Source organism: Pseudomonas sp. S04 (assembly GCF_009834545.1).
In the GTDB taxonomy this organism is placed as follows: Bacteria; Pseudomonadota; Gammaproteobacteria; order Pseudomonadales; family Pseudomonadaceae; genus Aquipseudomonas.
In genome coordinates, this window is sequence record NZ_CP019427.1 from 2,546,353 (window position 1) to 2,568,801 (window position 22,449).

Here is a 22,449-nt window from a genome sequence, read left to right on the forward strand (position 1 = left end):
AAGTCGTCTCCCTCAGCGCTCAGGCGCTGGCTTTGAGTGCGGTTGCCGGGCTGGCAGCGGGGCGCTGGTGCACCAGCGGCAGGACTTCCTGGCCGATGCGCAAGGCCTCTTCGAGGTGCGGGTTGCCGGCGAGGATGAAGGTCGAGAAACCGGCATCGCGGTATTCCACCAGGCGTTCGGCGATGTTCTGGTGGCTGCCCACCAGGCCCACGGTCGGCCCTGGCTTGGCCTTGGCGAAACCGGCCCACAGGTTGGGGCCGATGATCAGGTCGTCGAAGCGATCGACATTCTGGTGGTAGGCGGTCTGCCGTGCGCCACCGACCGAGTCCGAGCCGCTGGTGAAGCCCTTGGCGACCACGCTGCTCTGGCCCTCGAGCTTGTCGAACTGGCGGCGCAGGTCGGCCCAGGCCTGTTCTTCGGTTTCCCGGGCGAACAGGTCGACCCGCAGCCCGAAGCGCACGCTACGCCCCTGTTTGTCGGCCAGCTCACGCACTCGTTCGATGTGCGGCTTGAGCTTGTCGATCGGCTCGGCCCAGTTCAGGTAGACGTCGGCGTGCTTGGCGGCGACGTCCAGCGCGGCGTCGGAGAAACCGGAGAAGTACACGCCGGGCTTGCGTTCCTGATGCAGGCCGTGGGGCAGGGCGCCGTTCTCCAGTTGATAGATATCGCCGTCGTAGGAGAACCGCTCGTTCTGCCACAGGCCCTGGATGATGTCGAGGAACTCGCCGGTGCGCTTGTAGCGCAGGTCGTGTTCGAGGAAGTCACCGTTGGCGCGTTGGCTGGCCGGGTTGCCGCCGGTGATGATGTTCCACTCCAGGCGGCCACGGCTGAGGTTCTGCAGGATGGCCGCCTGTTGCGCGGCGTAGGCCGGCAGGGTCCAGGTGGCCTGGAAGGCGATCAGGAACTTGATGCGCCGGGTATCCCGGGCCAGCGCCGCCGCGGCGATCCAGGGCTCCGGCCCGGTGGGTAGCAGCGCGCCTTCAAACCCGGCCAGCTCCGCGGCCTTGGCCACCTGGGCGATGTAGTCGATGTAGGTGAAGTCGTCCGGCTCGCCATTGGGCAAGCGCCCCGGAGCGATGTTGCCAGGGCGGTGGTGGGAGGTGCCGCGATTGTGTTTGTCGGTGCTCAACTGCGGCCCGTCGGTGCCCAGCGGTAGACGCCAGAAAAATTCAGTGCTCATGGGTGCTCCTGATTCAGTAACGCGTGCGAGGACGCCTTGCAGGGATGATTGCAACGGACATGCCATGGCGCCTGGAACGGCTTGCGGGCCGCAGGGGCTGGGGATTGGGCGCTGAAGGTGCGGACAGTTGCGCCAGGGCTGCGTCTGTAGCAGCAGCCCGTCAGCCGTGGTTGTTGAAGCGGCAACAGCCCGAGCGTGCGGCGACTGGCATTGTCTGCAGATTTGGCATGCGCCCGCTCAACTTGTGGGAGCTGGCGCCCGCTTGCGGCTTGCCAGCGATAGCGGTGGGTCAGGCGCCATCGATGTTGAACACCACTAGATCTGTGGGAGCGGGCTTGCCCGCGATGGCGGTGTGTCAGGCACCAGCGATGTTGAATGTGCTGGCCCCATCGCGAGCAAGCTCGCTCCCACAGTGATTTTGGCTGTTCGCAGATTTTGCGTTCTGGCCCCATCGCTAGCAGGCCGCAAGCGGGCGCTAGCTCCCCCAATCAATTCAGGCCGGCTGGCCCATCTCCTCGAGGGAGGCACTGCGCAAATAGGTCTGGTACAGCGCCGCATAGGCTCCACCCTGGGCAATCAACTGGCGGTGCGGGCCTTGTTCGACCAGGCGGCCGCGTTGAATCACCGCGATCCGGTCGGCGTCGCGAATGGTCGCCAGGCGGTGAGCGATGATGATCGCCGTACGGCCTTCGCACAGTCGCCGGAATGCCCGCTGAATACGCCGCTCGGTATGGATGTCGACCGCCGAGGTGGCCTCGTCCAGCACCAGCACCGCCGGGTCGGCGAGGTAGGCCCGCACCAGGCACACCAGTTGCCGCTGGCCATGGCTCAGGTGCCCGCCCAAAGGCCCGACTTCGCTGTGGTACTGGTGTGGCAGGCGCTCCAGCACCTCGTCGGCCCCCAGCTCGCGGGCCGCGGCGATCAGTGTTGCATCGCTGGCGTCGGGAGCGGCCAGGCGCAGGTTGTCGAGGATGGTGCCGCTGAACAACACGTTGTCCTGCAGCACCACGCCAACGTTGCGGCGCAGCGCCTGCTGGGTCAGTTCGCGCACGTCGATGCCGTCGAGTCGGACTGCCCCCGCCTGCACCTCGTAGAAGCGCGTCAACAACTGCACCAGGGTGCTCTTGCCATGGCCTGAAGGGCCGACGATCGCCAGCACTTCTCCCGCGCGAACCTGCAAATCCAACTGATCGATCACCGGCGTCGGGCTGTGGGGGTCGTAGGCGAAACTCACCTGCTCGAAGCTCACGTCGCCACGCGCCCGGTCCAGGAGGCGTGGGGTAGGGCTGTCGGTGATCTGCGGGCGGGTGTCGAGCAACAGGAAGATCCGCTGCGCCGACGCCGAACCGGTGGCGTAGCGCTCGAACAGGTCCGACAGTTCCTGCAAAGGCCCAAGAAACAGGAACACGTAGAACAGGCTTTCAGCGATCTGGCCCACACTGACATCCGCTTGCGCCAGGCCATAGGCCCCCACCAGCAACAGCAGCGCCATGCCGGCGGAACTGAGCAGCGCGGTGAACGGCGCGAACCAGCTGGAGCGCAGGCTGCCGCGGATCAGTGCCTGGTTGAAGTCCTCGAGCAGACCACGGTAGCGCCGCAGGTTCGGAGTCTGTTGCGCGCACTGTTGCAACATCCGCGCGCCGCTGACGCTTTCCACCAGGTGCGCGGTGAAGCGGCTGCGGTTCTCCGCGACCTTGGCCCAGTTGCGTTGGGAGATGCGCTTGAAGCTCCAGGTCGCCAGCACCAGCAAGGGCACGGTGGCGACCAGGCTGAGGAAGAAACGCGGGTCGATCCGCCACAGCATCACGGCCGCCAGCCCGCAGCGCAGCAGTGCGCCCAGCAGCTCCGGCGGGCCCTGGATCAGCAGCGGTTCGAGGCTGTCGACATCGCGGTCGGCGCGGGAAATGATGCGCCCGGCCTTGGTCCGGTCGAAGTAGCTGACACTCAGGCTCTGCACGTGGGCGAACACCCGCACTCGCAGGTCATTGAGTACACGGATCGCCGCGCCGCCGGCGACGAACTGCGAGACCCCGGCCAGCAGGAACCGACCAAGCCAGCTCGCCGCCAGGCCGAGACCCAGCCACAGCACCAGGCGCTCATCGAGCAACCAATGATCCTGCTGCTGGATCAGCCCACGGTCCAGCAGTTCGCGCACGAACCAGGGCCGCAGGAACACGGTGAACACCAGCAGCAGCTCGATGCCGATCACCGCGGCGATCGACCCGCGTATCGGTTTGAGCAGCGGCAGCAGGCGCGTCAACATGCTGCGGTCGAGAGCCTTTTTTGCCAGTGCTTCTTCAATTTCAATATCGCTCAAGGCTGTGCCGGCGATTGGATTAGCCATGGTCGATCCCTAGCAGGTCGCGGTAGTCGGGGTGGGTTTGCAGCAGTTCGCAGTGCTGGCCGCTGGCGACGATCCGGCCGTCCTGGAGCATCAGCACGCGGTCGGCGAGGAGGATGGTCGAGAGCTTGCTGGAGATCACCAACACGCTGGTGGCCCGGCCCTGGTCGCGGCGCAGTTGGCGAATGTTGTCCAGGACCTGGCGTTCGCTGATGGCATCGAGGGCGCTGGTGGCGTCGTCCAGGCACAGGATGTCGGGCTCGCCGAGCAGGGCGCGGGCCAGGCACAGACGCTGGCGCTGGCCGCCGGAGAGCGTCACGCCGCGATCACCCAGGGGCGTGGCCAGGCCATGGGGCAGGCGTTCGAGCACGTCTTCGGCGGCAGCCAGGCGCAAGCCCTGGCGCAACTGTTGTTCACTGGCCGTCGGCGCGCACAGGCGCAGGTTGGCGGCCAGGGTGTCGGAAAACAGAAAGCTCTCCTGGGGCACCACGTGCACCCGGCGCCGCAGTTGATTGAGGTCCAGTTGCCGAATGTCCTGCCAGCCGGCGGCGTCCGAGCCCAGCAGCAGACGTCCGCTCGTGACCTCACTGAGGCGCGGCAACAGGCTGGCCAGCAGGCTTTTGCCGGTGCCTGTCGCGCCCACCAGGGCGACGATTTCCCCTGGCTGCAGGGTCAGCGAGCAGTCGCGCAAAATGGCCTGGCCACCGCCGGGCGGGCTGACGCTGACGTGCTCCAGTTTCAGCCCCAGGGGCGTTTCGGGCAGGCTGGCCGGGCCGCTGCGGATCGCCGCTGGCTCGTCCAGCAGCTGCCAGATGCGCTCGGCGCTGGAGCGGGCGTCGGCGAAGGTCTGCATCACTCGACCGATGCCTTCGATCCGAAACACCAGGGTGGTGGCGATCAGCAGCGAGGTCACCAGCTCGCCGATCCCCAGCTGCGCGTTGGCCACCAGATGGGCGCCATACACCAGGATCCATACATGCCCCAGGGCGACCACGGCCTGGGGCAGGGGAATCCGCGAGCTGGAGTAGGCCAGGGCCAGCCGTGCGTGTTCGGCGAACAGCGCCACCTGTGCGGCGAAGCGCTGGGTGCGGCGGTGTTCGAGGCCGAACGACTTGATCACCCGCACACCACCGATGCCCTCGCTCAAGTCCTGGTTGACCCGGTCGTAGGCGGCGCCAACGGCCCGGTCGAGGCTGACCAGGCGCTCGGTCTGGCGCACGAAAATCCACAGTCCGAGGACCGTCAGCAACAGCGGCACCAGCCCCAGCAGCGGGTTGTACCAGCTCAACAGGCCGACCGTGGCCAGCACCACCAGCGGGGTTTCCACCACCTGGCGCCAGAAGCTGATGAGCGCGTCGCGAACCTTGTCGGCATCGCGGGTGGTGCGGGTAATCATCTCGCCCATGCCGTGCTGCCAGTGGTAGCCCAAGTGCAGGTCCTGGACCTGCTGCAGGATGCGCTCGCGCAGGCGCGTCAGCAGCTCCTGGCTGAGCACCAGCGACAGCACGCTGGCGGCGTACTGCAAGATGCCACGACCCAGGGCCACGGCCAGCATCAACCACAGCCAGTACCAGCCGAGGCTGGCGTCCAGGCTGCCATCGGCCTGGTGGACCACCGCGCGGCCGGTGCTGACGTCGTTCACTGCATGGCCGATCAGCCACTGCTGCCAGACCAGGCCGAGGTTGATTGCAACGTACAGCGCCGCCACCAGGGCGAAGCGCCAGGGCATTTCCCGGTAGATCGCCAGGCAGCGCAGAAGGGGGTGTTTTTCGATCATGGAGAGCTCATTAGCGTCACGGGGCTTGTGGGAGCAAGGCTTGCCCGCGATGGCGATCACCAGCACGCCATCGCGGGCAAGCCTTGCTCCTACGGGTATGGGGTGGGGGGGTTAGCGGCGGGTCGCGCCCTGTTGTTCCTTGGCATTGAGGATCGCGGTGTATTCGCCCGGGTCGACGCCGTTGAGGTAATAGTTGCCGACGTGGTGCAGGCGCCAGCGGATCGGGTCGTGGGTGGTGTGCACCCGGGCGTTGCGCCAGAAGCGGTCGAGGTTCCATTTGCTCAGGGACGAACTGGCGCCGAGCAGGGAGAAGATGTCGCTGGAGATCTGCAGCGATGCTCGGTCCGAATGGGCGCGGGCGGTGGCCACCGAGAGGATCAGTTCGTCCTGCAGCTCTTTATTGTCCGGGTCCAGTTCGTGTTGGTCGAACACCTGTGCGGCCTCGCGCAGCAGTGCTTCGGCGCCGCGCAGGGCCACCGCGTACTCGCCGATCTGCTTGATGATGTGCGGTTCCTCATTGGCGTGTTCGACGCCGCTTTCTACCCACGGCCGGGCATTGTGCTTGAGGTAGTCCACGGCAGCGGCCAGGGCGCCGGCGGCAATGCCGGTGTCGATGGCGGCGTGGAGGATCTGCGGGAAGGTCAGGCCGGTGCGCTTCATCGGTCCTTTGCGCTGGGACACGAAGCGTTCGTCGAGCTCAATGTTGTCGAAAATCACCGTGCCGCTGACTGAGTTTTTCTGGCCGAAGGCTTCCCAGTCATCCACCAGGGTCAAGCCCTCGGTGTTGCGATTGAGCAGCACCCCGGCACCGCCATCGTCGGAAGCTGCCGTCAGGGAGATCCACTCGGCGAGGTAGGAGCCGGTGGAGTAGAACTTGCTGCCATTGAGGATCAGCTTGCCGTCCGCACGGCGCTCGACCCGAGTCTTGAGGGCGAATTTGTTTTTGCCACCGACTTCCGCCAGGGCATTGCCAAAGCGCTTGCCGGCCAACACGTCGCTGACCAGGCGGTCGCGCACGGCGTCCGGGTAACCGGTGAAAATCCCCCGCAGCATCACGTTGTGAATCTGCAGTAACTGGCCGACCCCGCCATCGGCCACGGAAATCAGGCGCACGGTTTCGACGATGGTCTGCACCGATGCGCCCAGCCCGCCAAAGGCCTTGGGCACGCCGATGGCGGTGAGGCCGCTGTCCGACAGCAACTGCGCCTGGCGCCGGGGCAACTGGCCGTTCTGGCTGGCGTCGGCTGCGATCTCGGCGATTTCCCGGGCAATCTCCCGGGCCACGGCAATGGCCTCGGCCTCGCTGGTCAACTGGCGTACGGGGGCCAGCGTGTGGGGTAGGGGTTCGATCTTGCTCATAGCGATTCCTCGGCTAATGGATTGCCAGCTCCTGCAGGAGGGGGCGTGGTTGATAGGCGCTGGAACTGCCTTGAGCAAGTTGTGCGCCAAGGTCGGCAAACCCTTGCCCAGCGTGGCTTTGGTCGCGGGGGTGTTGCTGGGGCAGCAGTGCACGGAAGGCGACTGCGCGGCCAGCAGCAGTGCTCGCGCAATGCTGCTGACAGGCCAGCAATCAAACCCCGTGGTTAACCCGCTGCACGGCGCCAGCCCAGGTAAACCGGGGCTTGGCGCTCTTGGCACGGACGCTGCACTGGCCTTGGCAACTGACTCGCAAAACCCGATGGAGCTGCCCATGACGCTTGCTGCCCAACACCCCAGCCCGCTTGCCGAGACCGAGCTGGCGCAGATCTGGTTCACCCGCTGCCCGGTGCCGACCGCCTCGGGCATCGCCTACAAACTCGGCTGGCTCAGCGCAGAGTTTGCCGCCGACGGCCTGCCGGTCTCGACCTTGCAGGAGGCCCGGCAACTGGGCCGGCATCACTACGATCACCAACTGCCGGGGCTGTTTCGCGAAGGCGGTAACGTTCCGGCACTGGCGGCGCGTGCCGCTGGGGCGCCGAGCCGGTTGATCGGCCTGACCTGGATCGAGGAGTGGCAGACCATTCTGGTTCGCCCGGACTCCGGCATCCGTAGTGCGCAAGACCTCAAGGGCAAGCGCCTGGCCTTGCCGGCTTGGGGCGACAGTCGTCCCGGCAGCATCGCCCGGGCCATGAGCCTGCACGGCTACAAAGGCGCGTTGAGCCTGGCTGGCCTGGGCTTTGACGACGTCGAGCTGGTGGAGGTGGCGCTGCAGGACCAGGAGCAGGCGGCCAACCCGCAGGAAGGTTTGCAACGCCTGTGGTCGGGCCTGGATTACCTGGTGCGCGGCGAGGTCGATGCGGTCTACGTCAAGGGCGCTTCCGCAGCCGACGCCGCGCGCCGGCTGGGGCTCGTAGTGGGGATTGACCTGGACCAGATCACTGATCCGCGCTACCGCATCAACAACGGCACGCCACGACCGATCACCGTGCACCAGAGCCTGCTGGACAACCATTTCGAGCTGGTGGTGCGGTTCCTCGCGCAAGCCCTCAGTGCTGCCGACTGGGCCGCCGACAACCGCGAAGCCCTGCACGCCATTCTCGAAGAGGAGACCCGTGCCGGCAGCGCTGGTGTGGCCGAAGCCTATCGTGGCGATTTCCATACCACCCTGGCCCCGGACCTGTCGGCGCAACGCCTGGAGTTCCTGCAGATCCAGAAAAACTTCCTGTACCTGCACGGCTTCCTCGAAGGCGATTTCGACATCGCCGACTGGGTTGACCCGCGCCCCTTGCAAGCCGCCCATGAACTGTTGGCCAAGCGCCGCGCCTGAACCCGGAGAACTGCCATGACTGTACTCATCCACGAACAACTGATCAGCGAACAACTGCAAGCTTTCATCGACAAGGTGCTGCTGGAGGCCGAACAAGCCTTCAGTGTGTTCCGTGAAACCAACACCATCACCGCCAACGGTACCGTCGGCTTCATCGAGCGGGTGCCGGGCGAGGAATTGCTGGTCTCGGTCAACTACGGCGGGCCGTGGAACTACCGCCAACCGCTGCAGGCCACCGTCACCGACTTCGCTGGCAAGGTGATCTACGGCAAGGGCAAGGGTGGCCTGGGTCGCTACACCAAGTTGTTCCAGACCCACCCCGATGTCACCACCGTGTCCCACGTGCATTCGCCGTACCTCGGCGCCTGGGCCCAGACCCACCGCACGCTGCCGTTCCATTACGTGCCGGTGCAGCGCTATCAGCTGGCGCGCGAGCTGCCGGTGTACATCGACCGGCGTCAGCCGGAAGTGGATTTTATCCTCGACAAGATCGCCGAGAACCCCTTCAACCTGGCGATCCTCGAAGCCAACGGCGGTTCCACCGTGTGGGGCAAGCAGGGGCTGCGCGCCACCGCCGAGTTCATTCTGTTGCTGGAGGAGGGCGCACAACTGCAGTTGCTCGCCGACGCCCTGGGCGGATCGCGTGCCTACGGCCCGGGCGTACTGACCCAGCAATGGAAGATGAGCGGACTGTATGACCAGGCCACGGAATTGGGACTGGTGCCGGCGATTGATCGGCGTAGCTGAGCCGCTGATTACCCCTAACCCCTGTCTGCGCTGGCTTGCCCGCGATGCCGGGCTCGCGGGCGCCATCGCGGGCAAGCCTTGCTCCTACCTCATCGAAAGGAACACACCCATGGCAGTCAAGATTCTCTGGTACCTCACCACCCCCGACGGTCCCTATCCGTGGGAGCCCGAGGGCCGCTGGCAGACTGATTTCGAGCACCTCAAGCAATTGGCCGTGGCCAGCGATCGCCTGGGTTACTACGGCGCGTTGCTGGGCTCCAGTCCCAACGACAGCCTGGCGGTGTCCGCCGCCCTGATCGATGCGACCCAGCGCTTGCGCTTCCTCGTGGCGCAGCACCCGGGCGAGCTGTCGCCGGCGGTATTGGCCAAGTGGGCACTGACCTTCGACCAGTTCTCCAATGGTCGCTTGCTGTTCAACGTGGTCAACGGCAACGACGCTGGCCTGGCCACCCTCGGCGTGCATTACCCGCACGATCAGCGTTATGACTTCAGCCTGGAATACTGGCGCGCCTTCCAGGGTTTCTACGCCGGCGATACCAGCGGCTACGACGGCCAATACGTCAAGCTTGCGCCACGCGCGGCGGGCGCCGCCAACCATCCATTGGGCGGTTGGCATCCACCCCGGCAAAAGCCCGGTATTGCGTTGTGGGGCGCCGGGACATCCGGACCCGGCGTGGCTCACTCAGTGCAGTTGCTCGACGTCTACCTGAGCTTTGCCAACACCCCGCCAAAACTCGGCGACAAGTTCCGCAAGGTGGCCGCCGAAGCGGCGAAGATCGGCCGCGAACTGACCTTCGGCACCCGCCTGCAGATCATCGTCCGCGAAACCGAGGAGGAGGCCTGGGCCCACGCCGAGAAACTGCTGCAACGCACTTCGTTGCAGACCGCGCGCAACGCGGTCGAGCGCCAGTTGCCGGCCGGTGAAACCTTCGACAGCTTCCACAGCGACGACCCACAAACCCAACACAACCTGGATACCCTGCGTGCCGGGCGTCTGCCCAAGGCCCGGGACCTGGAGATCTACCCCAACGTCTGGCTCGGCCCCAGCCTGTTCGGTTTCAACATCCTCGGCCCGGCCGCCGGCACCTACCTGGTGGGCAGCGCCGAGCAAGTGGCCGAACGGATTCGCGAGTACGAGGCCCAGGGCACCTCGGCCTTCATCCTCTCGGGTTTCCCGCTGATCGACGAAGCCCATCGAGTGGCTGACCTGCTGTTCCCGCTGCTGGACCTGGACCACGGCTTCGACGTGCCGCGCCTGGGCGTCAGCCGCCGGGCAGCACCGCGCACCACCGAGCAGGCATAAGGAAGCGCGTCATGAATCAGGATTTTTCCCGCCGGGTGTTTCTCGGCAACAGTCTGGCGGTTGGCGGCGGTTTGCTGCTGGGCAGCAGTCTGCTCAGTGGCTGCGACAGCCCCGCGGATACGCCCAGCGTGCTTTCCAGCACCCCGGTGCGCGGCGGTCGGCTGCGGGTCGGCATCATCGATGGCGACCAGTCCGGCAACCTTGACGCGCACAAACCGGTGGGCGGCGGGATCATTCGTGGCTGGGCGCTGTACAGCAAGTTCTGGGAGTGGAACAGCGATGTCAGCACGCGCCTGGCCCTGGCCGAATTTGCCGAGCCGAATGCCGATGCCAGCGCCTGGACCATTCGTATCAAGCCAGGGCTGGAGTTCCACCACGGCAAGACCATCGGCGCCGACGACATGCTGTTCTCGCTGTTACGCCTGACCGATCCCAAGCTGGCTTCGCCGTTTGCCGGTCTGGTCGGGGCCATCGACCGCAATGCCTTGCGCAAGCTGGACGAGCGGACCATCGAGATCCGCTTCAAGGAAGGCCAGAGCTTCTTCCCGCTGGACGAAACCCTGATCAGCTTTGGCGGCATCGTGCCCACCGACTACCACCCGATCAGCAATCCGGTGGGCGCGGGCCCTTACAAGCTCAAGAGCTTCATCCCCGGCCAGCGCTCGCTCTACAGCCGGTTCGAGCACTACTACAAGCCCAATCAACCGTATGCCGACGAGCTGGAGATCATCGAGTTCAAGGACCAGGTGTCACGCTCGGCGGCGTTGCGTGCCGGGCAGATCGACCTCGCGAGCGGTGTGCAGGCTGAACACAGCGCGCTGCTCAAGGCCGACTCGCGGTTGCAGCTCTGCGTGTCGCCCAGCACCTCGTTTACCGGGTTCAACCTGAACCTGGCCAAGGCGCCGTTCCAGGACGTGCGTGTACGCCAGGCCTTTCGCCTGCTGGCCGACCGGCAGGAACTGGTGAACCGTGGCCTCAACGGATTCGGGCGGATCGCCAATGACCTGTACTCACCCCACGACCCGACCTACAACCACGCCATCGTCCAGCGTCCCCATGACCTGGAGCAGGCGCGTTCGCTGCTGCGCCAGGCTGGGCAGGATGACCTGCGGGTCGAACTGACCACCACGCCGGGGCCGGGGGTCAATGCGGCATTGGTGTTTGCCCAGCAGGCAAAACAGGCCGGGGTGCAGATCAAGGTCACCCAGGTCGACGGCTCGGTGTTCAACGGGCCGCAGCGCGAGAACTGGCTGCTGTCGCCGGGTTCGACCCCGGCCCGCGGCTTTCTCGCCTCGGCCTTGCACAACGATGCACCGCAGGCGATCTACAACCGCAGCAATTTCCATGACCAGCGTTTCAGTGCGCTGTACCAACAGGCGCTGGCGCAACCGGACCTGGCCCAGCGCAAAGTGCTGGTGCACGAAGCCCAGGGTATCCAGCACGAGCGCGGTGGCTTGTTGATCTGGGGTTTCAACGACGTGCTCGATGCGGCATCGACCCGGGTTGGCGGGCTGCTGCCCGAGCAAACCACGTTCGCCTCCTGGCGCTTTGACGAGCTGTGGTTGAACCATGGATAAATCCTCCAAGCAACCGCGTACACCGGCGTGGCTGGCCTGGTTCATCGGCCGGCTCGGCTATGGCCTGCTGACGGCCTGGGTGATCAGCCTGGTGGTGTTCATCGCCACGCAGGCGCTGCCCTCGGACCCGGCCCGGGTGATTCTCGGCCCGGATGCGCCGCTGGAAAGCATCCTCACCCTGCAACGCCAACTGGGCCTGGACCGGCCGATCCTCGAGCAGTACCTGGGCTGGCTGGGGCACGCCGTGCGCGGTGAGCTGGGGGTGTCGCTGGACTCCAATGCGCCGGTGGCGAGCATCCTTTTCACGCGTTTTGGCTACACCCTGGCGTTGTTGGCCGGGGTGATTGCCCTGGTGGTGCCGATGGCGCTGCTGTTGGGGGTGAGCCTGGCGTTGCGCCGCGACAGTCGCCTGGACCGCATTAGCCTGTCGTGGCTGATCTTCCTCAAGGCGACGCCGGGGTTTCTGTTGGCCATCGGCCTGGTGCTGCTGTTTTCCATGCCGCACATGGACGTGCTGCCGGCGGTGTCGCTGATCGACCCGGACCGTTCGCTGTGGCGGCAGTTGCAGTACCTGGTGTTGCCGGTGTTGGCCCTGAGCCTGTCGGCGCTGCCGTACCTGACGCGGATGGTGCGGGCCTCGATGATCGAGGCACTGGAGTCCGACTACGTGATCGCGGCCCGACTGCGCGGGATCGCCGAGTGGCGCATCGTCTGGCGCCACACTTTGCCCAATGCCCTGGTGCCGGCCATCCAGGGCGTGGCGCTGACCCTGCGCACGCTGATCGGCGGGGCGTTGCTGGCCGAGGTGATTTTCAGCTACCCCGGCATCGGCACCTCGCTGAATTCGGCGATCCAGATGCGCGATCTGCCGATGATCCAGGCCATCGTGTTGTTGATCACCCTGGGCGTGGTGCTGATCAACCTGTGTGCCGACCTGCTGACCGTGCTGCTCACCCCCAAGCTGCGCACGGCCCGGCGCGTGACCCTGATCCAGCGCAACCGTCGGGGCATCCAGCCCTGGTGGCGGCGCTCCACTCCCAAGGCTCCGTGAGAGGTGCTGCATGCGTGACTTATCCGCGACTCGCTGGCACTGGCTGGCACACACGCAAACCCGCAAAGGCGCGGTGATCACGCTGCTGGTGATTGCCCTCGCGCTGTGCGGCCCCTGGCTGGCGCCCCATGGGCCGACCGACATGCTCGGCACGGTCTATGGGGCGCCGACGGCCGGGGCGTGGCTGGGTTATGACTTCCTCGGGCACGATGTGCTGTCGCGCCTGCTCAATGGCGGTCGGTCGGTGCTGTGGATGTCCGTGGCCGCCGCTGCGATCGCCCTGCTGGTGGGCAGCACCCTGGGTTTGCTGGCGGGGTTTTCCCGGCGTCGGCTGGACCAGTTGATTACCTGGCTGGCGGATGTCTCGCTGGCGTTTCCGGACTTGATCCTGGTGCTGTTGATCGTCTCGATGCTCGGCCGCGCGCCGTGGCTGATCGTGCTTACCGTGGCGATTGCCTTCACCCCTGGGGTGATCCGTCTGGCCCGGGGCAGCGCGGTGGCGGTGGCCGGCCAGGAGTTTGTCGAGGCCGCGCAGATGATGGGCTATTCGCGTTGGCGGATCCTGTTCCGCGAGATCCTGCCGAACATCCTCACGCCGCTGCTGGTGCACTTCGGCAACATGCTGACCTGGGGCGTGGGCATGCTGTCGGGCCTGAGCTTCCTCGGTTACGGCGTGGCGCCGCCGACTGCCGACTGGGGCTTGATGATCAATGAAAATCAGGCCGGATTGCTGGTGCAGCCCTGGGCCGTACTGGCGCCGGCGGTGCTGATCGGGATCTTTGCCTATGGCACCAACATCCTGGCCGAGGGCATCGGCCGCAGCAGTTCACGGATTGGAGAAAAGCCATGAATGCGCTCGCAGGTTTTGCATCGCCAGACAAGCTCAGCACCCAGGTGCTGCAGGTGAGCGACTTGCGCGTCGAGCTGCAAGGGCAGGTCGATGTGCTGTCCGGGGTGTCGTTCAGTGTCCAGGCTGGGGAAATTCTTGGCCTGGTGGGGGAGTCGGGTTCCGGCAAGACCACCCTGGCCACGGCATTGCTGGCCCACGCCCGACGCGGTGCGCGGATTGTTGGCGGTCGGGTCGAGGTGGCGGGGCAGGCCTTGCTGACCTTGCAGGGCGATGCCTTGCGCCGGGCCCGGGGCAGCCTGATCGGCTATGTGGCGCAGGACCCGGCCACGGCGTTGAATCCGGCGTTGCGCGTCGGCAACCTGCTGCGCGAAACCCTCAGCGCCCACCAGGTGCAACTGGACCGCAGCGCGCAACGCCAGCGCATCAGCGAGACCTTGCGCGACGTCGGCCTACCGGATGATCCGGACTTCCTGCGGCGCTTTCCCCACCAACTGTCCGGCGGCCAGCAACAACGGGTGATGCTGGCGCTGGCGTTTGTCCTGCGCCCGAAGCTGATCGTACTGGATGAACCGACCACCGCCCTGGACGTCAGCACCCAGGCCCACATCCTCGCTACCCTGCGCCGGCTTTGCAAAAGCCTGGGGGTCGCGGCGGTGTATGTGTCCCACGACCTGGCGGTGATCAAGGACCTGGTGGACCGGGTGATGGTGATGTACGCCGGGCGCATCGTCGAGACCGCCAGCCGTGAGGCGCTGTTCAGCCGGCCGGCCCATCCCTATACCCGGGGCTTGCTGGCGGCGATTCCGGATGTGGCGCAGCGCCGCGAACTGGCGGCGATTGCCGGGCACGCCCCTGCGCCGGGGCAGCGGCCAGTCGGCTGTGGTTTCGCCGCACGCTGCCCGCGGCGCACTGCCGCCTGTGCGCTGGCCGAGCCAGCGTTGCACGAGGTCGCGCCAGGACAGCAGGTGGCGTGCCTGGACCCGCATCGGCAGGCGTTGCAGTTGATTGCCAGTCAGGGCGCGCAGCGGGTCGGGGAGGTGGTCGAGCGACCGGCGTTGCTCGACATTCAGGGGCTGAACGTGGCCTACGACCGCCAGGTGTTGTTCGATGTCTCGTTGCGCGTGGCGCCCGGGGAATGCCTGGCGTTGGTCGGCGAGTCCGGTTCCGGCAAGACCAGCCTGGCCCGCGCGGTAGCGGGTTTGGGGGAGAACGCCCAAGGCCGGATGTATTATGCCGGGCAGGAGTTGAGCCTGGCGGCGCGGCAGCGTGAGGCCGGGTCCCGGCACCAGATCCAGTACATCTTCCAGAACCCGTACCGGGCGTTGAACCCCCGGCAGACGGTACTACAGACCCTCAGCGGGCCCTTGGCGCACTTCTTCGGGATCAAGGGTGACGAGGCCCGTCAGCGGGTAGCGGCGGTGCTTGAGCGGGTGTCGCTGCCGGCTTCGGTCGGCGCGCTCTACCCCCATAGCCTGTCGGGCGGCGAACGGCAACGGGTGGCTATCGCCCGGGCGCTGATCTGCCAGCCGCGCCTGCTGATCTGCGACGAAATCACTTCGGCGCTGGATGTCTCGGTGCAGGCGTCGATCCTCGCGTTGTTGCGTCAGTTGCAGGCGCAAGGGCTGACTCTGTTGTTCGTTACCCATGACCTGGGCGTGGTCCGCGCCATCGCCGACCGGGTGGTGGTGCTCCAGCACGGGCGAGTGGTGGAACAGGGGTGGGTTGATGCGGTGCTGGACCAACCGCAGGCAGCCTACACCCGTACGCTGCTGGAAAACTCGCCGACGCTGGCGGGGGTGTTGTAGGCGTGGGCTTGGATACTGCCTGACCCACCGCCATCGCGAGCAAGCCGCAAGCAGGCGCCCGCTCCACAGGTTCTGTGGGTGCATGCGGGATCTGCAAGCACTGCAAAGTACTGTAGGAGCGCGCTTGCCCGCGATGGTCGTCAACGATGATGCGTACAGTCTGACACCCAGCAGCGTCCTCAGGCTTTTCGCGGGCAAGCCCGCTCCCACAGGTTCAGTGGGTGCATGCGGGATCTGCAAGCACTGCAAATTACTGTGGGAGCGGGCTTGCCCGCGATGGTCGTCAACGATGACGCGTGCAGCCTGACACCCAGCAGCGCCCTCAGGCTTTTCGCGGGCAAGCCCGCTCCCACAGGTTCAGTGGGTGCATGCGGGATCTGCAAGCACTGCAAATTACTGTGGGAGCGGGCTTGCCCGCGATGGTCGTCAACGATGACGCGTGCAGTCTGACACCCAGCGGCGCCCTCAGGCTTTTCGCGGGCAAGCCCGCTCCCACAGGTTCAGTGGGTGCATGCAGGATTTGCAAGCACTGCAAATTACTGTGGGAGCGGGCTTGCCCGCGATGGTCGTCAACGATGACGCGTGCAGCCTGATGCCCAGCGGCGCCCTCAGGCTTTTCGCGAGCAGGTTCTGTGGGTGCATGCGGGATCTGCAAGCACTGCAAATTACTGTGGGAGCCGGCCTGCCGGCGATGGTCGTCAACGATGACGCGTACAGTCTGATGCCCAGCGGCGCCCTCAGGTTTTTCGCGGGCAAGCCCGCTCCCACAGGTTCAGTGGGTGCATGCAGGATTTGCAAGCACTGCAAATTACTGTGGGAGCCGGCCTGCCGGCGATGGTCGTCAACGATGACGCGTACAGTCTGATGCCCAGCGGCGCCCTCAGGTTTTTCGCGGGCAAGCCCGCTCCCACAGGTTCAGTGGGTGCATGCAGGATTTGCAAGCACTGCAAATTACTGTGGGAGCGGGCTTGCCCGCGATGGTCGTCAACGATGACGCGTGCAGCCTGACACCCAGCGGCGCCCTCAGGCTTTTCGCGGGCAAGCCCGCTCCCACAGGTTCAGTGGGTGCATGCGGGATCTGCAAGCACTGCAAATTACTGTGGGAGCGGGCTTGCCCGCGATGGTCGTCAACGATGACGCGTACAGTCTGACACCCAGCGGCGCCCTCAGGCTTTTCGCGGGCAAGCCCGCTCCCACAGGTTCAGTGGGTGCATGCGGGATCTGCAAGCACTGCAAATTACTGTGGGAGCGGGCTTGCCCGCGATGGTCGTCAACGATGACGCGTGCAGCCTGACACCCAGCAGCGCCCTCAGGCTTTTCGCGGGCAAGCCCGCTCCCACAGGTTCAGTGGGTGCATGCAGGATCTGCAAGCACTGCAAATTACTGTGGGTGCGGGCTTGCCCGCGATGGTCGTCAACGATGACGCGTACAGTCTGACACCCAGCGGCGCCCTCAGGTTTTTCGCGGGCAAGCCCGCTCCCACAGGTTCAGTGGGTGCATGCAGGATTTGCAAGCACTGCAAAGTACTGTGGGAGCGGGCTTGCCCGCGATGGTCGTCAACGATGACGCGTACAGTCTGACACCCAGCGGCGCCCTCAGGTTTTTCGCGAGCAGGCCTCAAGCGGGCGCTCGCTCCCACAAAGGTTGGCGCAATTTCTACGGGGGAGCTTGGGTTATGCGCTGTTCGCTGCTGGATTGCGGCGGGCGGCGGCTTCGCGGACGGCGGGGATGATCCAGCGGCCGTAGTCGACGGTGTCGTAGAGCGGGTCGTAGCCGCGGTTGAGGAAGGTGGTGACGCCCAGGTCGACGTAGTCGAGCAGGGCCTGGGCCACGGTTTCCGGGGTGCCGACCAGGGCGGTGGTGTCGCCGTAGGCGCCGACGGCGGTGGCGGTGGGCATCCACAGGGCGCGGTCGTGGCGGTCGCCCAGGGCGGCGGCGGCCAGCAGGCGTTCGGAGCCGGTGCCCTTGAGGCGCTTTTGCCAGGGGCTGCCGGCGGCGAACTGTGGGTTGGCCTTGATCTGCGCCAGGATCTGCTCGGCCCGTTGCCAGGCCAGCGCTTCGGTGGCGCCGAGAATCAGGCGCACCGACAGGCTCACCCGCGGCGCCGTCACACCTGCCAACCGGGCCGCGGCCTTCAATTTGGCAATCTGCTCGGCCACGCCACTCAGCGGCTCACCCCACAAGGCGTACAAGTCCGCATGCTTGACCGCGATCTGGTAGGCGATATCGGAAGAGCCGCCAAAGGAGATCGGAATGTGTGGCTGTTGCAGCGGTTTGACCGGCGAGAACGCACCCTGGATGTTGAAGTACTCGCCAACGAAGTCGAAGGGTTCGTCCGAGGTCCAGGTGCGTCGGACAATCTCCAGGTACTCATCGGTGCGCCGGTAGCGCGCGGTCTTGTCCAGCAGGGTGTCGCCTTCCTGGGGCTCGGCGGTGATGCCGGTGATCGCGTGCAGGCGGATGCGCCCGCCACCGGTGGTGTGATCGAGGGTGGCAAACGCGCGCGCCGCCACCGTGGGGGCGCTCAGGGCGGGGCGGTGGGCGATCATGAACCCCAGGCGCTCAGTGTGGGCGGCAGCGTAGGCGGCGATCTGCAGGCTGTCGGCGCTGCCGGGTCCGCTGGCGATCAGTACCCGGTCAAACCCCGCGTGTTCGTGGGCGCGGGCGTGATGGCGGATGAATTCCAGGTCGAAATCGGCACTGCGCACGCCGCGGGTCTCGGACCACTGGCGGGGGAAAATCATGCCGACAAATTCAATGGACATAGGGTTACTCCAAGGTGAGGTCAGAACTGGTAGTCGACCTGGGCCAGCAGGGTGCGGCCAGGCATCGGTTGCAGGAAGGTGTTGGTGGAGCCGGCCAGGCCACTGACGAAATTCAGCTCGTCGGTGAGGTTGAGCACCCGTAGCGTGGTGCTCCATTGCGGCTGGCGGTAATACACCGCGAGGTCGAGGTTGTATTCGTCGGGGATCTTTACGGTCTTGCTCAGGTTCAGGTACCAACTGCTGGTCCACCAGCCGGACAGTTCGGCGCCGAAGCCGGAATCGAAGCGGTAGTCGAGATAGCCGCTGGCGGTGTACTCGGGAATCTGCACCGCATCGAAACGCCCGGACGGCCGCTGGTTGAGGCTGTTGTTGTCGCCGAATACGGTGCCGTTGTCGGCCACGAAACCAGCCGAGGCGAAGCCGGTCTGGGTGGTGAACTCGTTGTAGGCGGTGAGCTTGGTCAGGTTCAAGGCGCTGCGCAGGTGATCGTCCGGCTGGTAGCGCAGGGTCGACTCGACGCCCTTGATCACCAGTCGCGCGATGTTGTTGTTGCTGTCGGGGGACTGGTCACGTTCCTGCTTGAAGGCCGCCAGGGTCATGAACAGTTGGTCGGGCACGGCCTCGACTTTCAGCCCCACTTCATGCAGCACGCTGAGGCTTTCGAACGCCAGCGGATTGAGCTGGTTGGCCCCGGTGCCACTGCCCCAGCCCAGGCCGTTGGAGAAGAACCCGGTGTTGACTGCCAGCGAGCGGTCGAAGGTGTAGTACAGGGTGCTGTTTTCAGTGGGCTTGACGTAGGGGCTGACCTGGAACGAGAACAGCCGGTAGTTGTCGCTGTCCTTGCGCGAGTTGCCGCCGGCGAGGACGAAGGGGTTGTCGATCTCGGCGTCGATCCAGCTACGGCTGGCACCGATGTTCAAGCCCACGCGGTCGCCCAAGCGCAGGTTGTGCTGGCTGAACAGGGTCTGGGTGGTCCAGGTGCTTTCGGCGGTGTAGGGCGCCACCGATTCTGCGTACAGGCCATGCCCGGCCGGGTACATCGGCGGCAGGTTGAGCCAGCCGTAGTAGTTGGAGAACTGCGCTACCCCCGGCTGGCCGATCCACGCGGCGTTGCCGCCGGCGGGGTTGCGGTTGTCCAGACCGAGCAGGTCGCCGGGGTTTTTCCCGGAGGGGTCCTGGGTCAGGTCGTAGGCGTTGATGGTCGAGCCGAAGCTGTTGTTGGCGGCGATCGACTGGTTGAACTCGCGGCGGTAGATCAGCCCGCTGTTGCTCTCGTCGCTGAGGGTCCAGCCACCGAGGCTGAGCTCGTTGCGCGAGCGTAACTCGAAGCGGTTGTCGAACAGGTTGTCCTTGGATTGCACCTGGAACGCGCCGACGGCATCGGTATTGTCCCGCGAGCGCTGATAGAAGCTGCTGTTGGCCAGGGTCACGGTCGGCGACAGGTCGGCCTCGACATGCAACTGGGTGGTGAAGCGTCGCGAGCTGCTTTGGTCTTCGTCGCGTTGTCCGGTCTGCGACGACAGCGACTGGCGGCCGTTGCCCGCCAGGTTCGGGTCATAGACCCAGCCGCGCAGGCTGCCGGGGTTGGCCTGGGTGTTGGGCGAGGCGGCCTGGAAGCTGCCGTCGACCACGTTGTACTGCCCTTGGGCGTTGCGCTGGCGCTTGACCCAGCCGAGGGTCGGCGCATCGGCCGCGCCGGACGCCAGCACCGGCGACCACAAGTTGCTGCCGTTCTGGATGATCGGCGTCGCCCGGCCGGCAGAGTACTTGCCGTGGTCCACCAGGGCCTGGTTGGCGCGGTTCCAGCCGTGGGTGATGTTGTAGTCGTAGTAGTCGTCGTAGCTGGCGTTCCAGTCCACCCGCACGTTGTCGTTGCGCCAGGCGAGGGCGCCATAGAAGGCGTCGAAATTGTTGTCGACGTTGTCGTAGAAATCTTCCTGGCGCTGTTTGGTGATACTCAGCCGGTAGGCCAGGTTGTCGGCGAGGGGGCCGGTGTTGTCGACGCTGAACTTGCTTGAGTCGCGGGACTCGCCGTCCGGCACCCAACTGCCCAGTTCACCACTGAGGCGGGTCTTGAATTCGTTGAAGTTGGGTTTTTTGCTCAGGTAGTTGACGTAGCCCCCGCTGCCGGACACCGAGCCGTAGGTCACCGAGGAGGGCCCGGCAACGATGTCGGCACCTTCGTAGGCGTTGAAGTTGGCTGGGTGACGCACGCCGTAGGCGCGCTGGCCGTCCTGGAAAACCTCGGAGCCCTGGGCCCGGAACTGCGGGGCGATCCCGGCGTTCTGCCCGCCACCGCGGGTGATGCCCGGGGCGTACTTGACCAGGTCGTCGGCGCTGCGGATCGGGTCGTTGGCCAGTTGCTCGGGGTTGATCTGGGTGACCGAGCGCGGGGTGTCGATGATTTTGGTTTCGGTGCCACCGTAGACCGAGGTCGACGGCCGGGTGGGCAGGGCATCGTCCTCGGGGTCACTGGCGCTGGCTTGCACGGTGACGGTTTGCAACTGGGTGTCGGCGGCGAAGGCGGGCATCGACAGGGTCGACAGCACCGCGATGGCCAGGGCAGAGCGTTTTACCGGCAAACGAAAGGCGATAGAGGGCATGGCGAATGAGCCTGATTGAAATCCAAAGGGGGTGGTAGGAGCAAAGCTTGCTCGCGATAGCGACCTTGAGTACGCCATCGCGGGCAAGCCCCGCTCCCACAAGGCTTGTGCGGGGGAGCGTCAAGCGGTGTCGTTCAACCACAGCCGTTCAAAGCGCCAGGTGCTGAACAGAGACTCTTCCGGCGTGGCGCCACCGACCCGGGTCGAGACGCTGTCGAGCAGGTCGGCATAACCCCAGATCAGCATGCCGCCACGCTCGTACTGGATCTGCTGGACCTGGTGCACCAGGGCCTTGCGCTTCTCCAGGTCGGGCTGGGCCATGGCCTGCAGGAACAGCGCGCTGAACTGCGGGTCGTTGAAGTGGGTCTTGTTCGCCACGGCAAAGGGCGCGTCGGTGTGGATCGCGCTGGCCAGGAACGGCGCGCCGATGCTGCCGCCGGTGCTCAGGGTCCAGTCGCTGCGCTGGGGCCCCTGGAAGGTGGCCAGGTCGACCTGCCTGACCTTCAAGGTGACGCCTATGCGCTTGGCCTGTTCGGCTAGCACCAGTGCCGAGGTCAGCCCCGGTCCCGGGGTGGTTACCAGTTCCAGTTCCAGGTGTTCATGGCCGGCTTCCTTGAGCAATTGCGCCGCGCGTTGCGGGTCGTAGGGGCGCGGGCCGAGGCTGTGGTTGAAGGTCGGATCGCTCGGCGCGTACAGGTCGTTGGCCACCCGGCCCTGTCCGTTGAGGGCGCGGCGCACCAGTTCTTCGCGATCGGCCAGCAGGCGAAACGCCTCGCGCACCCTGGGGTCGTTGAACGGCGGCTTGTCGAGGTTCATGTCGAACGACAACCAGTTGCCGGTCACCGATTTCAGCACCCTGAGTCGCGGGTCGCGCTGCAGCACTTGCAACTGTTCGGTGGGCATCACGTTGGCCATGTCGATCTGCCCGGATCGCAGGGCCGCCAGGCGTGAGACCTGGTCCTTGAAGTCGATGATCTCCAGTTCGTCGGCGTAGGGCTTGCCCTCCTTGTAGTAGTTCTCGAAGCGGGTGAACAACGAGCGCTGGCCGGGGGTGAAGCTTTTCAGTTTGTAGGGGCCGGCGCCCACCGGGTTGCTGACCGGGTGATAGTCCACGGGCACGATGCCGCCGAAGTTGACCCAGGTTTCGGCCAACGGCATGTAGCTGCGGCCTTCACGGAAATTCAGGCGCACGGTGCGCTGGTCGAGCTTGACCAGGTTGTCGCGGTCGACCCAGTGCAGCAGCGCGGCGTAGGGCGACGCCAGCTGCGGATCGGTGAGGCGGCGGATGGAGAAGATCAGGTCGTCGGCATCGATGGTCTTGCCGTGGTGGAACTCCAGGCCCGGGCGCAGGCGCAGGGTCCAGCTGCTGGCGTCGGCATTCGGTTCGGCGAACTCGGCCAGGGCCAGGCGTGGCTGCATCTGTTCGTCCCACTCCCACAACTTGCTGTACAGGGCAAAGCCGCGAACGATGCCGCTGCCGATGGGTTTATGGGCGTCGAGGTTGCCGCTCTGGTTGCCGTCGAGAATGCCCAGGCGCAGGCGACCGCCATAGCGCGGTTGGTCACTGGCGGTGGTTGTGGCGGCGGGTTGACTGTCCGGGCCGCAGCCGCTCAGCAGGCCACCGCCCAACAGCAGACCGCCGCCGAGCAGGGCGCTGTGGCCGAGAAAGTCGCGGCGGCTGAGCCATGCATGATCGTTGTCCAT

At 65.8% G+C, this 22,449-nt stretch carries 14 protein-coding genes; 7 read left to right on the forward strand and 7 right to left on the reverse strand.

All coding sequences use genetic code 11. The annotated features are described in order from the left end of the window. Positions 1-19 precede the first annotated feature (19 nt). The 4 genes from PspS04_RS11420 to PspS04_RS11435 form a co-directional block, all read right to left on the reverse strand. Entirely contained in the window at positions 20-1,180 is a 1,161-nt protein-coding gene (locus PspS04_RS11420; protein ID WP_159995287.1) for an LLM class flavin-dependent oxidoreductase, read from the reverse strand. A gap of 493 nt (positions 1,181-1,673) precedes the next feature. After that, on the reverse strand, positions 1,674-3,524 hold the full coding sequence (locus PspS04_RS11425; protein ID WP_159995288.1) for an ABC transporter ATP-binding protein: 1,851 nt from the start codon (positions 3,522-3,524) through the stop codon (positions 1,674-1,676). After that, complete coding sequence (locus PspS04_RS11430) at positions 3,517-5,298, reverse strand: ABC transporter ATP-binding protein (protein WP_159995289.1); 1,782 nt, start codon at positions 5,296-5,298, stop codon at positions 3,517-3,519. The genes PspS04_RS11425 and PspS04_RS11430 overlap by 8 nt, the downstream gene beginning before the upstream one ends. Before the next feature lie 111 nt (positions 5,299-5,409). Beyond that, positions 5,410-6,657 carry an acyl-CoA dehydrogenase family protein gene (locus tag PspS04_RS11435; protein ID WP_159995290.1) on the reverse strand — a complete coding sequence of 416 codons (1,248 nt, stop codon included), beginning with the start codon at positions 6,655-6,657 and terminating at the stop codon, positions 5,410-5,412. Between the two features lie 331 nt (positions 6,658-6,988). Here PspS04_RS11435 and PspS04_RS11440 point away from each other — a divergent pair, with 331 nt between their 5' ends. From PspS04_RS11440 to PspS04_RS11470, 7 genes are all read left to right on the forward strand, one after another. Continuing rightward, positions 6,989-8,044 carry an ABC transporter substrate-binding protein gene (locus PspS04_RS11440; RefSeq protein WP_159998790.1) on the forward strand — a complete coding sequence of 352 codons (1,056 nt, stop codon included), beginning with the start codon at positions 6,989-6,991 and terminating at the stop codon, positions 8,042-8,044. A 15-nt stretch (positions 8,045-8,059) separates the two neighbouring features. Next, complete coding sequence (locus PspS04_RS11445; RefSeq protein WP_095169058.1) at positions 8,060-8,791, forward strand: class II aldolase/adducin family protein; 732 nt, start codon at positions 8,060-8,062, stop codon at positions 8,789-8,791. Between the two features lie 109 nt (positions 8,792-8,900). Continuing rightward, a complete protein-coding gene (locus PspS04_RS11450; RefSeq protein ID WP_159995291.1) occupies positions 8,901-10,094 on the forward strand; it encodes an LLM class flavin-dependent oxidoreductase in 1,194 nt (397 codons plus the stop codon). An 11-nt stretch (positions 10,095-10,105) separates the two neighbouring features. Beyond that, the gene (locus PspS04_RS11455) at positions 10,106-11,671 is read left to right on the forward strand and encodes an ABC transporter substrate-binding protein (protein WP_159995293.1); all 1,566 of its coding nucleotides are present in this window, start codon (positions 10,106-10,108) and stop codon (positions 11,669-11,671) included. After that, positions 11,664-12,722 (forward strand): ABC transporter permease, encoded by a 1,059-nt coding sequence (locus PspS04_RS11460; RefSeq protein WP_159995295.1) that lies wholly within the window; start codon positions 11,664-11,666, stop codon positions 12,720-12,722. Before PspS04_RS11455 ends, PspS04_RS11460 begins: the two co-directional genes overlap by 8 nt. A 10-nt stretch (positions 12,723-12,732) precedes the next feature. Beyond that, positions 12,733-13,572 (forward strand): ABC transporter permease, encoded by an 840-nt coding sequence (locus PspS04_RS11465; protein ID WP_095169062.1) that lies wholly within the window; start codon positions 12,733-12,735, stop codon positions 13,570-13,572. Beyond that, complete coding sequence (locus PspS04_RS11470) at positions 13,569-15,377, forward strand: dipeptide ABC transporter ATP-binding protein (protein ID WP_159995297.1); 1,809 nt, start codon at positions 13,569-13,571, stop codon at positions 15,375-15,377. Before PspS04_RS11465 ends, PspS04_RS11470 begins: the two co-directional genes overlap by 4 nt. 1,673 nt (positions 15,378-17,050) lie before the next feature. Here the strand turns inward: PspS04_RS11470 and PspS04_RS11475 are convergent. From PspS04_RS11475 to PspS04_RS11485, 3 genes are all read right to left on the reverse strand, one after another. Next, the gene (locus PspS04_RS11475; protein ID WP_159995299.1) at positions 17,051-18,142 is read right to left on the reverse strand and encodes an LLM class flavin-dependent oxidoreductase; all 1,092 of its coding nucleotides are present in this window, start codon (positions 18,140-18,142) and stop codon (positions 17,051-17,053) included. Between the two features lie 20 nt (positions 18,143-18,162). After that, positions 18,163-20,745: a TonB-dependent receptor gene (locus PspS04_RS11480; protein ID WP_159995301.1), complete on the reverse strand. Its 2,583-nt coding sequence runs from the start codon at positions 20,743-20,745 to the stop codon at positions 18,163-18,165. Between the two features lie 120 nt (positions 20,746-20,865). Beyond that, positions 20,866-22,449 carry an ABC transporter substrate-binding protein gene (locus tag PspS04_RS11485; protein ID WP_159995303.1) on the reverse strand — a complete coding sequence of 528 codons (1,584 nt, stop codon included), beginning with the start codon at positions 22,447-22,449 and terminating at the stop codon, positions 20,866-20,868.